Genomic DNA, 13433 nt, shown 5'->3' on the forward strand with positions numbered 1-13433 from the left:
CCTTGCTCCTGCGAGAGCTTTTGTCGTGCTTATTAGAACTTGAACCGGGCCGTCACGCCGTAGGTCCGCGGCGCGCCCAAGAACCCGTTGAGTGTGCTCTGCGAAGCGCCGGCCGCGGTCGAAGAGCCCTGCAACGTGGCGTCGAACAGCACTTGGTAGTACTCCTCGTCCGTCACGTTCAGCGACCACAGCTCGACCATCCACTTCTCGTCGGCCGCGCCGAAGCCCAGGCGCAGATTCACCAGCGTCATCGCGTCCTGCATCTTGCGCGGATCCAGGTTGGAGCCCGTGTTGTACTCCGACGTGTAGCGCGCACCGATGTTGCCGCGGAAGAGCAGGCTATTGCCGATCGGCTGCTCGTAAGTCGCCGACAGGCTCGCCGAAATTTCCGGCGCGAACGACAGCGTGTCGTCTTCACGCTCGGGGCGGAAGAACGCCAGATTCGCCGGGCCGCCGAAGTCTTCGATCTGCGTGTCGGCGTACGTCACACCGCCCTGGAAGCTCAGCTGCTCGAGCGGCGTGTACCACACGAAGTCGACATCCACGCCTTGCGACACCACCTGCGGCAGCGAAGTCACGATGAACTGCAGACCGGTGAAGGTGTTGAGCTGGAAGTCGGTGTAGTCCTGGTAGAACACGGCGCCGTTCACCAGCAGGCTGTTGTCAGCCCACTGCGTCTTCACGCCCAACTCGTACGAGTCCACGAGTTCGCGGTCGAAGCTCGTATCGGTATCGACCGTCGGGCCGCCCGGCGCGCCGGCCGGGAGGAAGAAGATGCCATTGCGCTCGCGGTACAAATTGAAACCGCCGGCCTTGTAGCCCCGAGCGAACGACAGATACGACATCACGTCGTCGGTGAAGCGATACGCGAGCTTGGCGGTGCCGCTCCATTCCTCTTCATCGAGTGACTGCGAGGTATCGACGTTGCCGAAGATCGGATCGGCGTACGTGACGCTGCAGCCGATGCCGTAGATGGTCAGTGCCTGCCCTTGGGCGACGGCTCCGGCTTGCCCGGACGCTGCGGCCCTCAGCGCAGCGCTGTTGCGCAGGAGCGTGCAACCCAGGCCGCTGTGCTCGTTTCGATACTGCGAGTCGAGGTCCTTCGATTCATCGGTGTAACGCAGGCCCAGAGTGAGCTCCAGCGCCTCGGTGAAGCGGATGCTGTTGTTGGTGAACAGCGCCCAGTTCTTCGACTCCTGCTCATACACGTCGCGGGTCGCGCCATTGGCCGGATAAGCGCCGGGCGGCAGGGCGGCGATCGGGTTTTGCGGGATCGGGCCGCCAGTCAGGCCGACGAAGTACTGCTGGAACTGCGTGCCCTGAATCAGTTGATCGCGCGAGTCCAGATCTTCGTTGGCGTAGAACAGGCCGACCAGCCAGCTGAACTTTTCGCTGTCGCCGGCGAGGCGGAACTCTTGAGTCAGCTGTTCGAACGAGTTGCCGAAGTTGCCGTCCGGGTTGCGATACAGAATGTCGACCGTGGTGAAGTCGGCGTCCTGGCCATTGATGGTTTCCCAATCGCGCCACGCGGTGATCGACGTGGCGGTCGCGCCGCCGAGCGCTTCGAGATCCCAATTGATCTCCATCGACGCGCCCTTGTCCTCGACTTCCTGCTTGGTCGAGCGGTTCGAGTACGCGACGCGATCGAACGGATCCGCAGGGTTGCGGAATGAGCCAGGCGACAACGCATTCAGCACGGCGAGCACGCCGGCCACCGGCGTCAGCACCGCTTGCGGAGCCGCGCAGCAGTTTTCGTCGCGATCGGTGTAATCGGCAGTCAAGCGGATATCCAGCGCTTCGCTCGGCTGGAACAGCAACTGACCGCGTGCGGTCTTGAACTTGCGATCGACGTCTTCGTCTTCGGTGCGCGGCCCGGGGCCACGCACCACGTCGAGGAACCCATCGCGCTCGCGAGAGGCGACATACAAACGTCCGGCCACTTTATCGGAGAAGGGGCCTGTCACCGAGGCCGCGCCTTCCATCGCGCCGTAATCGCCGGCAGTGAGCTCGACGTTGGCGCCGAAGTCGAACGAGGGCCGCTTGGTCACGACGTTGATCACGCCGGCCGAGGTGTTCTTGCCGAACAGCGTGCCTTGGGGACCTTTCAGCACCTCGATGCGCTCCAGCTCGCCGAGGTCGCCGAAGCCCACGCCGTTGCGCGGCCGATAAACGCCGTCGATGACCACACCGACCGACGATTCCAGGCCGGCGTTATCGCCGACGGTGCCGATGCCTCGGATACGAGCGGTAGTGACCGACTCGTTCGACGTCGACGTGACCAACAGCCCGGGCGTGAGAAGCGTCAGATCTTTGATGTCTTTGACGCCGGTATCCTGCAACAGCTGCTCGGAGATCGCGGTCACCACGATCGGCACGTCCTGCAGGCTTTGTTCACGTTTCTGCGCGGTCACGATGATGGTATCGATCGTGCGCGTATCCTGCTGCTGCTCCGTGGCTTGCTGGCCAAACGCAGGCACTGTTATCAGAGCCAATGCACCCACCACTGCTCGGCGCAGCAGCACACTTCGATCTTTCATGGATCCCCCTTGTTTAGATCCAACTATCTCTAGGTCCAGATTGAGAACTTGTCATGGCGGGGCTGATCGGCCCGCTGTTGATACCCAGCACGCGAAGACTACTGAGTTCGGAGCGCCGTTGAAAGAGACTTTGCATAAAAGCAACGTCCACTTGAGCACCAAAATGATTCAAACATGCCGGTTGCGGGCCGGGATATTCGGAGATAGCGCCGTGCAGTCCGGGCTACCCCCGAACGCCGCGCGAACCATGGGCGATCTTGTTGCGTTCTGCAGGACTGGGCTGTTGTTCCCCGACAACGAGTCGGGGATGATGCAGGGCTCGAAACTTTGAGTCTGGTAACGAGCATGGCGACTGAACAGTTTGATGTCGTGGTCATAGGCAGCGGTCCGGCCGGCGAGGGCGCGGCGCTGACAGCTGCCAAGAGTCATCGCAGCGTCGCCATCGTCGAGCGCTACTTCGAAGTGGGCGGCGGTTGTACGCATTGGGGCACCATCCCCAGCAAGGCCCTGCGCCACGCGGTGAAGATCCTCCATGACCTGCGGCGCAATCCATTGCTGCGTGAGTTTCACGACGCCTCGAAACTGACCTATCCGCAGCTGCTGGCCTCGGCGGGCAAAGTGATCGAGGCGCAGGTGGCGAGTCGCCGGCGCTTTTATGAACGCAATCGCGTTCCGGTGTTGTTCGGCGAGGCGAGCTTCGTGGATGCGAACACGCTGGAGATCCAGCCGCCGACCGGCAAGCCGACGCGGATCAGCGGCAAGCACATCGTCATAGCCGCAGGCTCGCGGCCCTACCATCCACCCGAGGTGGACTTCAGCCACGAACGCATTCGAGATAGCGATTCCATCCTGCGCTACGACCAGCATCCGTTCTCCGTGACCATCTATGGTGCGGGAGTTATTGGTTGTGAGTACGCCTCGATCTTCATCAACTTAGGCGCGAAGGTCACGCTGGTCAATACTCAGGATCGCTTGCTGTCGTTCCTCGACGATGAAATCGCCGAAGCTTTGTCATATCACCTGCGCGAGCAGGGCTGCGTGATCCGTCATAATGAGCAATTCAAGGCACTGGAAGCGCGCGAGCGCGACGTAGTGCTGCACCTCGAATCGGGCCGCAAGATCAAATCGGATCTGCTGCTGTGGGCGAACGGCCGCACCGGCAATTCCGACAAGCTCAAGCTCGACCGCATCGGCTTGAAAGCCAACAGCCGCGGTCAGATCGAAGTGAATCAGCACTATCAGACCGGGCTGGCTCACATCTACGCAGTGGGTGATATTGTCGGACCGCCGGCGCTGGCCAGCGCTGCGTACGTGCAGGGTTCCCACGCCGTACAACACATGCTCGATCCGTCGATCGCGCCCCATAGCACCGCGACCATTCCGAGCGGCATCTACACCATCCCGGAGATTTCCTCGATCGGCCGCACCGAGCGCGAGCTGCAGGAAGCGAAGGTGCCGTACGAAGTCGGTCACTGCTCGTTCAAGAACCTGGCGCGAGCGCAGATGACGGATGAGCGCGTCGGCGTGCTGAAGATCATTTTCCACGCCGAGACCATGCAGGTGCTGGGCGTGCACTGCTTCGGCGACAACGCTTCGGAGATCGTGCACATCGGCCAGACGGTGATGGCCAGCTCGAACAACGACATTCGTTACTTCACCCAGACCACGTTCAACTATCCGACCATGGCAGAGGCGTATCGGGTCGCGGCGTATAACGGCATCAACCGGCTGACGTAACAGGGACAGATTCTAAATCCGTCGGCGGGCGCACCGGCCGGCCGCGATTACATTCTTCAGCTCAACTGGCGTATCGTCGCGTTGCGCTAACAACTCCAATCGAGGTGGCTATGAGCTTCGTCAAGGAATTCCGGGAATTCGCCGTCAAGGGCAACGTGGTCGACATGGCCGTCGGTATCATCATTGGCGCCGCGTTCGGCAAGATCGTCAGCTCGCTGGTCAGCGACGTAGTGACGCCGCCGCTCGGCTACATCATCGGCGGCGTGGATTTCACCAAGCTCGCGATCACCATGCCGGCCATTCGGGAAGGCGCCGAGCCGGTAACCCTGCGTTACGGAGTATTCCTGCAAGCGACGTTCGATTTCATCATCGTCGCCCTGGCGATCTTCATGCTCGTCAAATTGATCAATCGCCTGCGCCGAGCCGAGGAAGCCAAATCCGCCGCGCCGCCGGCGCCACCTCGCCAGGAAGTGTTGCTCGAGGAAATTCGCGATCTGCTCAAACAGCAGCGTTAAGAGCGGCGCTGACGCGCGTTGCCGCTGACGCGGTTGCGCGCTGCCTGTGGGACTGCCTTGGGGTTATTCGCTTCGCGCTGTCGCTTCGCGTTGCGCGCAGCATGTCGGCAGAGCTGGGGCGTAGGTGGAGGGTCTCGGGAAACTCGCGAGCGTCTTCACTGTCGCTGTAAGTCTTCGATGGCTGCCGCACGATTTGGTCAGCTGCCGTTTCACTGTCGGTATCGCTCGCTGCGCGCTAACGCGCTGCGAGCTGCAACGCGCGTCCGCTTCGGTACTGACAACGTGCAACGGCTTGCTCGAATGGCGGCGGTGGCCGAGTCACCGCGGTTGCGAACTTCCCGAGACCCCACCTTTCCCCAGCTCGAAGATGCGCGACTGGATGCCTCACGTATCGAGGGCACTTTCGCGTTGCGAGCTGGAACGTGGCGTTCTCTTTTCCTGCCAAACGGTTTTAGTTCGCGGCAGCGAACGCGGGGCGTGTCAGATTCTCCGGTTCGCCAGTCGTCGCGGCGACGTTATCTTCGATACGAAGACCGCCAAACGGCTTGAACATTTCGACCTGCTGCCAGTTGATGTCTTTGCCGAGCGGCGACGTGCGCGCCTTCGCCAGCAACTGCTCGATGAAATACAGGCCGGGCTCGATTGTCACGACGAAGCCTGGCTCGAGCGTGCGGGTCAGGCGCAGATAAGGATGGCCTTGCGGACGCGCCTTCTGTTTGCCGTCCGGTGTCACCGTGAAGCCAGCGACATCGTGGACCTGCAGCCCCAACAGATGCCCGATCCCGTGCGGGAAGAACACGCTGCTCAGCCCACTCGCGACCGCCTCGTCCGGCGCAACTTTGATCACATCGAACTCACGCAGGATCTTCGCGATGCGCCGGTGCGCACTGAGATGAATGTCAGCGTAGTCGACGCCCGCTCGCACTTCACTGCACAAACCCTGCTGCTCGCTATCCATCGCCCTGATCAACGCGGCGAACTCATCGTTCTCTCGTGAATACGTGCGCGTGATATCCGCCGCATAGCCGTGAAACTGCGCGCCGGCGTCGATCAAAAAGGAACGCAACTGCGCAGGCGCCGTGCGCTCCTGATTTTGGTAGTGCAGAACCGCTGAGTTCACGTTGAGGCAGACGATATTCGGGTAGGGCAGCTCGTTCTCTGTCTGCCCCGTCGCGCGGATATAAGCCATGTTTAGCTCATACTCGGAGCCGCCGGCCCGAAACGCAGCTTCTGCTGCTTTGTGACCGCGCGCAGCCGCGCGCGATGCGCGACGCATGCACTCGAGCTCATATTCCGTCTTGAACGCGCGCACGTAGTGCAGCCGGTGCATCAGCGCTTCGGGATTGCGGCCGGTGAAGCCCCAGTCCGTGAATTCTTCGCGCCATTCACCGACGAATGCGCAGCGAGACACGCCAGCGATGTGTGCCTTCGCCTCCGAGGCTTCACGAATGATTTTGATGTCGAACTGATCGGTCCAGAAATCGTTCGGCATCTCGGGCGGCTTGTACCAATAGTCCACCGGCTGCAGGAACACGAGTTGCAAGCGCTGTCGGGGGCGATACACGATCCAGCAGTCGGCGGGCTCCGCGAGCGGAGTCCACAAGCGGAAGTGCGGATTCGGCTTGAACGGGTAGGGCTGGTCATCCAGGAATTGCATGTGCAGACCGCCCGCATAGATCGCCAGGGCGTCGAAGCCGGTGGCGGCGAGCGCGTCATCGGTGTGGCGGCGCTGAATCTGCAGGTGTGCCGTGTACGAAGCTCGCAGCGAAGCGGTGGATTGGACGTTCATGGTCATTCCGTCACGTTGACCTCGAGCGAGGCCCATTGCGCAGAGCCCGAATGGTAGCTGGCGACGCAGTGCCCTGTCGTGCCCGGCAGCATCCTACCCAGCGAGCCGGTGAGCAGGATTTGCCCGGGCTCGAGTTGCCAACCTTGCTCGACCATCTTGTTCACCAGGAACAGCGCGGCGCGCCACTGGTCGCCAAGCGAGTCGGTGCCCCTGCCGGTGAACATCTCTTTGCCGTTGCACACGAGTCGAACGTCTGTCGAATTCGGATCGCGCCGTTGAGGCGAAGCGAACTCGCCGACGATGTATTTCGCTGCAGCGACGTTGGTGGCGACGATGTCGATGCCATCGAGTGCCTGCGGCTGTGTGTAATCGAGATTGGGGAGCTCGATCGCGGCGCCGATGCCGTCTATGTGCGCGCGCAGAGCCGCTACATCCGGCAAGGGCCGATCGATCCGCGTGCCGAGGCGCATGGCGATCTCGACTTCGATGTGCAGGCCGCGTAGTTCGTGCAGGCTCACTGTGCTTGCGGATGGCAATGAACCTTGCTCGAACAGCACGCCTGCCACAGCATCGTTGGTCTTGAAGCGTGCCTGCGCCGGCGCGGATGTAAGTCCTGCTTTGAATCCCGCTGGACGCGCGCCATTCAATCTTTCCCGCACGCTGCGCGTTTGCACGCGATACGCGGAATCAATTGTCAATGTTTCGTCAATGTTCGGTAACGCGCGCTGCTCGCGCCATGATGTCACTATTTCGTCAACGACGCGACGCTCCGGCGAACTGCACGCGCTGAGCACGATACAGATCAATGACATCGACGCGAGGTTGCACGCGGCTCTGGTTTTCATGTGTGTTTGTTAGATGTCTTCGTGCAGCGACGACGCTGCTCAATGTTGCGTGGCTGTTTCAAACGTTAGTGAAACATCTTAGACTCCCGCCGCCGCATTGGAACGGTGGCGCGAGCCGCTCGATCCGTTGCTGTTCAATCAACCTACATCACATTGGGGTGATCGTTCACATGAACACAAAGATGATCCTCGCCGCTCTGGCGTTGTCGCTGTCGCTCGCTGCTTGCGCCAAGAAGGAAGAGGCTCCGGCCGAAGCCGCTGCTCCTGCCGCCGAGGCTCCTGCTGCCGAAGCTCCTGCTGCCGAGGCTGCTCCTCCGGCTGACGCCACTGCTCCGGCCGAAGCTGCTCCTGCCGACAGCGCCACGGCGCCGGCTGGCGAGACCACGCCGCCCCCGGCTCAGTAATCGAGCCTGGCTCGCGGGGGCGGATTTCCAATCCGTTCCCGACTTGCCACGAACAACGGGCGGGTTTTCCCGCCCGTTGTCGTTTTGAGGGTCGCCCGGATCCGCCAGCAGTGGGGATCACCGATATCGGCGACTGTGAATCGGCAGTACTGTAATCTAAGGATTGAAACTCTCGATCAGCGGAGGTGGCAAGGGAATCGCCAGCAAGCCGTGCCCGTCAGTATTCGCGATGCTTTGAATTCTCCACGCGACCGTCAGTGGATCCAGGCTCAATATCCGGAGTACCTGGAAGACCTGTCGCTCATGAGCATGAACACCGGCGTGTTCCCGGCCACCCGTGAGGTGCAGACGGAGCTCATGGCGCGCTGGTTCGCCGACGACAGCTCCTACCCATTGATCATTTTGAAGAACGAGCAGCCGGCAGGCTTCGCGCTCGTCAGCCGCCCAGCTCGGAATCGGCGCGATCAAGTGGACTTCCGCATGGCGGAGTTTTTCATCGCCTTGAAGTCGCGGCGGCTGGGCATTGGCCGGGATGCCGCGAATCTGATCTTCAACCGCTTCGCGGGCAGTTGGGAGATCACGGAGTTCCTGCACAACAAAGCCGCCGTCGGTTTCTGGCGCGCCATCCTGCTGGAGTACACCGGCGGAAAGTTTCAGGAAAAAGTCGCGCACGGAGAAGTGCGCCAGACATTCACGTCCACGAATCGTCAGCGCGTCCGCTGATCCTGTCGCTGCGAAGTCCGCCGCGGCGCTCTCATAGTTGTCATCAGCTATCCTATGGGGACCTTCCCGGGCGGAGAGCTTTCGATGGCGATGGATGTGGTGGACTACGAGATCTTCGGCGATGACATGCAGTACGTGGAGATCGAGCTCGATCCCGGCGAAGCGGCGATCGGCGAGGCGGGCGCGATGATGATGATGCAAGACGGTATCGAGATGGATACCGTCTTCGGCGACGGCTCCGCTCAGCAGGGCGGCCTGTTCGGCAAGCTGCTCGGCGCCGGCAAGCGCCTGGTCACAGGCGAGTCGCTGTTTACGACGATATTTCACAACGAGGCGCGGGCCAAGCGCCGCGTGGCGTTCGCGGCGCCGTACCCGGGCAAGATCATCGCCGTGAAGCTGTCCGAAGTTGGCGGAACTTTGATCTGCCAGAAAGACAGCTTCCTGTGCGGAGCGCGCGGTGTGTCGCTCGGCATTGCATTTCAACGTCGACTCGGTGCAGGGCTGTTCGGCGGGGAAGGCTTCATCATGCAGAAGCTCGACGGCGACGGTCTGGTGTTCGTGCACGCCGGCGGCACGTTGATGATGCGCGATTTGCAGCCAGGTGAGCGGCTGCGCGTCGATACCGGTTGTATCGTCGCGCTCGAGCCCAGCGTCGACTTCGACATCCAGTATGTCGGCAAACTGAAGAGCGCGCTGTTCTCCGGCGAAGGCTTGTTCTTCGCGACCCTTACCGGGCCGGGCCGCGTTTGGTTGCAGTCTCTGCCTTTGTCACGTCTCGCCAATCGCATCATCGCTTCCGCGCCTGCGGCCGGCGGTCGCCAGGTCGGCGAAGGCTCTGTGCTCGGGTCGCTGGGCGGGCTTCTGGACGGCGACAATAGCTAACTCGAATTGTGATCGTCGATAAACGCACGGTCGCCGGAACATCACAGCCATTCGATCTTCCTGGGCAAAGCCACAATGGAAGTAACCCTAGGTTTTCGACAAACCGCACTTGCCCTCGGCTCGATGCTCTGGCTCGCCGGCTGCTATCCTGCGTTCCGAACGGTTCAACCCCGAGTGGATGTCGTCGTGCTGGATTCGGCCGGGCGACCCGTGCAAGGCGCAACGTTCACTCTTGCGACCTATCGGTACCCGCGCGCCGTACCCGCTACTACGAAGCTCGTTCCGTACCAAACCGACGCCGCCGGCACGGTGTCGATTCCACGACGCGGCGATTGGCAAATGGAAATACTGTTGCCGGACGGCTCGAGTTGGTACGGATGGCGCTATTGTGTCGAGAAAGCAGGCTACCGGGCGATTGCATCCGCCGAGACCCAGAGATTCAGCCGCCCGCTGACGGTGGTGCTCGAGCCCCGCCAGGGATCGTCAAAGTGCAAATGGCCCCGCGAGGGCGAGGCGTACTATGACGTCAAGATCGTCGAGAATGAATGATCTCGGGCTCGAGGAGGAGTCATGCACCATTCACGGCTTTGCGCGGTACTCATCGACTGCAATACGCCTGACGTCGATCAGGCCGCGAGTTTCTGGGCGAGCGCATTGGGCCGCCCGGTCGATACCAATCACCCGGCAACTCGTGGCAACTACCGCATGTTGGCGACGCCGCCGGACGAGCCCATCGTGGAAATCCAGCGCGTGGACCACGAGAGCAGGGTTCATATCGATATCGAAACGGACGATATCCCTGCTGAAGTGGCGCGGCTGGAAAAGCTGGGCGCGACCGTGGTGAACCGGCTGGAGCGCTGGGTCGTGATGCAGGCGCCGACCGGGCAACGATTCTGCGTCGTGCGCGTACAGCGGCCCGGATGGCCGAAGAACGCAAACCGGTGGGATTGAGCGGGCTCAAGCCCGCTTGCGCACCGCCGGCTGCTTCTTCTTCTCCAGAATCGGCTTCAGATATTTACCCGTGTAAGAGTTCTTGACCTGAGCGATCTGCTCCGGTGTTCCGGTAGCCACGATCGTGCCGCCACCGCCGCCGCCTTCCGGGCCGAGGTCGATGATCCAGTCGGCGGTCTTGATGACGTCGAGATTGTGTTCGATGACCACGATCGTGTTGCCTTCATCGCGCAGACGGTGCAGCACGCCGAGCAACTGCTCGATATCGAAGAAGTGCAGGCCGGTCGTGGGTTCGTCCAGGATATAAAGCGTGCGGCCCGTCGAGCGCTTCGATAGTTCTTTGGCCAGCTTCACGCGCTGCGCTTCACCGCCGGACAGAGTCGTGGCGTTCTGGCCCAGGCGGATATAGGACAGGCCGACATCCATCAACGTCTGCAGCTTCGGAGCGATCACCGGAGCGTGGCGGAAGAACTCCAGCGCGTCCTCGACCGTCATCTCCAGCACTTCGTTGATGTTCTTGCCCTTGTAGCGAATCTCCAGCGTCTCGCGGTTGTAGCGTTTGCCTTTACAAACATCGCAAGGCACGTACACGTCCGGCAGGAAGTGCATTTCCACTTTGATGACGCCGTCGCCCTGGCAAGCTTCACAACGGCCGCCTTTGACGTTGAAGCTGAAGCGACCCGCTTCATAGCCCCGCGCGCGTGCTTCCGGAACGCCGGCGAAGATGTCGCGAATCGGAGTAAACAAACCGGTGTACGTTGCCGGATTGGATCGCGGGGTACGGCCGATAGGACTCTGGTCGATGTCGATGACGCGATCGATCTCGTCCAAGCCTTCGACGCCATCGCTCGGCGCCGGATCTGTCGAAGCATCGTTCAACTGACGCGCGACGAATTGATACAACGTGTCGTTCACGAGCGTCGACTTGCCCGAGCCCGACACGCCGGTCACGCACGTCATCACGCCAAGCGGGATGTCGACCGTTACGCCTTTCAAGTTATTGCCGCGCGCGTTGACGATGCGCAGATGGCGACCTTCCTGCAGGGGCGTGCGCATCGCCGGAATCGCGATCTCGCGTTTGCCTGAAAGGTATTGACCCGTGATCGACTGCGCGTCCGCGGCGATTTCCGCCGGCGTGCCTTGTGCGATGACCAGGCCACCGTGTACGCCAGCGCCCGGGCCGAGGTCGACGACGTGATCGGCATGGCGAATGGCGTCCTCGTCGTGCTCGACGACCAGCACGGTGTTTCCTAAATCGCGCAGCCGGTTCAACGTCAGCAGCAGCCGGTCGTTGTCACGCTGGTGCAAGCCAATCGAAGGCTCGTCGAGGATGTACATACAACCGACCAGGCCCGAGCCGATCTGACTCGCGAGACGAATGCGCTGCGCTTCGCCGCCGGACAGAGTGTCGGCGCTGCGATCCAGCGTCAGATAATCCAGGCCGACATCGCTGAGAAAGCGCAGCCGCTCGCCGATCTCCTTGATGATCTTGCCCGCGATCTCGCCGCGCCAGCCTTCGAGCTTCAAATCCGAGCTGAAGCTCAATGCATCGGCGACCGCGAGCCTTGCCAGGTCCGGCAAACTCCGCTCGGCAACGAACACATTGCGCGCGGCGCGATTCAAACGCGTGCCACTGCAGTCAGGGCAGGGCTGATTGCTGAGATACTTGGAAAGCTCCTCGCGAACGGCGACCGACTCGGTCTCGCGATAGCGCCGCTCCAGATTCGGGATCACGCCTTCCCATTTGTGAGAACGGCGCAGCGTGCCGCCTTGGGCATTGACGTATTTGAAATCGATCTTCTCTTCGCCGCTGCCGTAGAGCACGATCTTGCGGCTCTTGGCCGGCAGCTCCTCCCAGGGCTCCTCGACGTCGAACTTGTAGTGCTTCGACAGCGATTGCATGAGCGCGAAGTAATAGGCATTGCGTCGATCCCAGCCGCGAATCGCGCCGCCGGCGATCGATAGATTCGGATGATGAATCACTCGACCCGGATCGAAGAATTGCTGGACACCCAAGCCCGAGCAGGTGGCGCAAGCGCCCGAGGGGTTGTTGAACGAGAACAGCTTGGGCTCGAGGTCGGCGATGCTGTAACCGCAGACCGTGCAGGCGAACTTGTCGGAGAACACCAGCTCCTCACGCTTCGGATCGTCCATGAATGAAACGCGCGCGACGCCGTCGGCCATGCGCAGCGCCGTTTCAAACGACTCCGCCAGGCGCTGCGCCACGTCGGCCCGCACTTTCAAACGATCGACTACCGCATCGACGCTGTGTTTCTTCTTCGGATCGAGCTTGGGAACCGCGTCCAGCTCAACGACGTGCCCATCGACGCGCGCACGCACGAAACCCTGGCCGCGCAATTGTTCGAACACTTGCGCGTGCTCGCCCTTGCGATCGTCGACCATCGGCGCGAGCAGCAGGATCGGTGTGCCTTCAGGCAAGCGCATCACTTGATCGACCATCTGACTCACCGTCTGAGCGGCGAGATCGACGCCGTGATCGGGACAGCGCGGCGTGCCGACGCGCGCGAACAGCAGACGCAGGTGATCGTAGATTTCGGTGACCGTTCCGACCGTCGACCTCGGATTGTGTGACGTCGACTTCTGCTCGATGGCGATGGCGGGCGACAGGCCTTCGATCGAATCGATGTCGGGCTTTTCCATCATCGACAGGAATTGACGGGCGTAGGCCGAGAGCGACTCGACATAGCGCCGCTGGCCCTCGGCGTAAATCGTGTCGAACGCGAGCGACGATTTGCCCGAGCCGGACAATCCGGTGAAAACGATCAGCTTGTCCCGCGGCAGCTCGAGGTCGATGTTGCGCAGGTTGTGAGTGCGGGCGCCGCGGATGACGATGGAAGGCATGGATTCCGTACGTGGCGTCAAAAGGGGATCGTTCAATATACGGGGCCGGTCAACCTCGGGCAAAACCTGGTCAGGGAGCGGCATGAATTAGCGACCGGCGGAAAGCCGCTGCGCCAAGCACGAATCGGCCGGCAACGGTGCGCTGAATAACTGGCAGTTTGCCCGTCGAGAATGTTCTGCGAACCCCG

Annotated in this window: 11 protein-coding genes; 7 read left to right on the forward strand and 4 right to left on the reverse strand. The window is 61.6% G+C overall.

The window, feature by feature from the left end; genetic code table 11:
• Positions 1 to 32: 32 nt before the first annotated feature.
• A complete protein-coding gene (locus tag EK373_RS16010) occupies positions 33 to 2537 on the reverse strand; it encodes a TonB-dependent receptor (RefSeq protein WP_129644649.1) in 2505 nt (834 codons plus the stop codon).
• A gap of 345 nt (positions 2538 to 2882) precedes the next feature.
• On the opposite strand from EK373_RS16010, the gene sthA reads away from it, so the two are divergent.
• Together sthA and mscL are read left to right on the forward strand one after the other, a co-directional pair.
• Complete coding sequence (sthA, locus tag EK373_RS16015; protein WP_129644651.1) at positions 2883 to 4274, forward strand: Si-specific NAD(P)(+) transhydrogenase; 1392 nt, start codon at positions 2883 to 2885, stop codon at positions 4272 to 4274.
• Between the two features lie 110 nt (positions 4275 to 4384).
• Positions 4385 to 4789, forward strand: a complete 405-nt coding sequence (gene mscL, locus EK373_RS16020; protein WP_129644653.1) for a large-conductance mechanosensitive channel protein MscL — start codon at positions 4385 to 4387, stop codon at positions 4787 to 4789.
• Between the two features lie 451 nt (positions 4790 to 5240).
• Here mscL and pepQ read toward each other — a convergent pair whose 3' ends face one another.
• Both pepQ and EK373_RS16030 read right to left on the reverse strand, forming a co-directional pair.
• Positions 5241 to 6578: a Xaa-Pro dipeptidase gene (gene pepQ / locus EK373_RS16025; RefSeq protein WP_129644655.1), complete on the reverse strand. Its 1338-nt coding sequence runs from the start codon at positions 6576 to 6578 to the stop codon at positions 5241 to 5243.
• 2 nt (positions 6579 to 6580) lie between these two features.
• On the reverse strand, positions 6581 to 7423 hold the full coding sequence (locus tag EK373_RS16030; protein ID WP_129644657.1) for a 2-keto-4-pentenoate hydratase: 843 nt from the start codon (positions 7421 to 7423) through the stop codon (positions 6581 to 6583).
• Positions 7424 to 7593: 170 nt separating this feature from the next.
• Here EK373_RS16030 and EK373_RS16035 point away from each other — a divergent pair, with 170 nt between their 5' ends.
• The 5 genes from EK373_RS16035 (at position 7594) to EK373_RS16055 (ending at position 10383) form a co-directional block, all read left to right on the forward strand.
• The gene (locus EK373_RS16035) at positions 7594 to 7827 is read left to right on the forward strand and encodes a hypothetical protein (protein ID WP_129644658.1); all 234 of its coding nucleotides are present in this window, start codon (positions 7594 to 7596) and stop codon (positions 7825 to 7827) included.
• A gap of 210 nt (positions 7828 to 8037) precedes the next feature.
• Positions 8038 to 8550 (forward strand): GNAT family N-acetyltransferase, encoded by a 513-nt coding sequence (locus EK373_RS16040; RefSeq protein ID WP_129644660.1) that lies wholly within the window; start codon positions 8038 to 8040, stop codon positions 8548 to 8550.
• A gap of 84 nt (positions 8551 to 8634) precedes the next feature.
• The gene (locus tag EK373_RS16045) at positions 8635 to 9432 is read left to right on the forward strand and encodes a TIGR00266 family protein (protein ID WP_129644662.1); all 798 of its coding nucleotides are present in this window, start codon (positions 8635 to 8637) and stop codon (positions 9430 to 9432) included.
• Between the two features lie 75 nt (positions 9433 to 9507).
• On the forward strand, positions 9508 to 9981 hold the full coding sequence (locus tag EK373_RS16050; protein WP_129644664.1) for a hypothetical protein: 474 nt from the start codon (positions 9508 to 9510) through the stop codon (positions 9979 to 9981).
• 21 nt (positions 9982 to 10002) lie between these two features.
• Positions 10003 to 10383: a VOC family protein gene (locus EK373_RS16055; protein ID WP_129644666.1), complete on the forward strand. Its 381-nt coding sequence runs from the start codon at positions 10003 to 10005 to the stop codon at positions 10381 to 10383.
• Between the two features lie 6 nt (positions 10384 to 10389).
• Here the strand turns inward: EK373_RS16055 and uvrA are convergent, their stop codons facing one another.
• Positions 10390 to 13245, reverse strand: a complete 2856-nt coding sequence (uvrA, locus tag EK373_RS16060) for an excinuclease ABC subunit UvrA (protein WP_129644668.1) — start codon at positions 13243 to 13245, stop codon at positions 10390 to 10392.
• Positions 13246 to 13433: the final 188 nt, after the last annotated feature.

This window comes from Peristeroidobacter agariperforans, assembly GCF_004138335.1.
GTDB classification, from domain to species: domain Bacteria; phylum Pseudomonadota; class Gammaproteobacteria; order Steroidobacterales; family Steroidobacteraceae; genus Steroidobacter; species Steroidobacter agariperforans.

Bases quoted from the DNA above. Each gene is read 5' to 3' on its own strand.
- EK373_RS16010 (WP_129644649.1), bottom strand. From the start codon at position 2,537: ATGAAAGATCGAAGTGTGCTGCTGCGCCGAGCAGTGGTGGGTGCATTG.
- sthA (WP_129644651.1), top strand. From the start codon at position 2,883: ATGGCGACTGAACAGTTTGATGTCGTGGTCATAGGCAGCGGTCCGGCC.
- mscL (WP_129644653.1), top strand. From the start codon at position 4,385: ATGAGCTTCGTCAAGGAATTCCGGGAATTCGCCGTCAAGGGCAACGTG.
- pepQ (WP_129644655.1), bottom strand. From the start codon at position 6,578: ATGAACGTCCAATCCACCGCTTCGCTGCGAGCTTCGTACACGGCACAC.
- EK373_RS16030 (WP_129644657.1), bottom strand. From the start codon at position 7,423: ATGAAAACCAGAGCCGCGTGCAACCTCGCGTCGATGTCATTGATCTGT.
- EK373_RS16035 (WP_129644658.1), top strand. From the start codon at position 7,594: ATGAACACAAAGATGATCCTCGCCGCTCTGGCGTTGTCGCTGTCGCTC.
- EK373_RS16045 (WP_129644662.1), top strand. From the start codon at position 8,635: ATGGCGATGGATGTGGTGGACTACGAGATCTTCGGCGATGACATGCAG.
- EK373_RS16050 (WP_129644664.1), top strand. From the start codon at position 9,508: ATGGAAGTAACCCTAGGTTTTCGACAAACCGCACTTGCCCTCGGCTCG.
- EK373_RS16055 (WP_129644666.1), top strand. From the start codon at position 10,003: ATGCACCATTCACGGCTTTGCGCGGTACTCATCGACTGCAATACGCCT.
- uvrA (WP_129644668.1), bottom strand. From the start codon at position 13,245: ATGCCTTCCATCGTCATCCGCGGCGCCCGCACTCACAACCTGCGCAAC.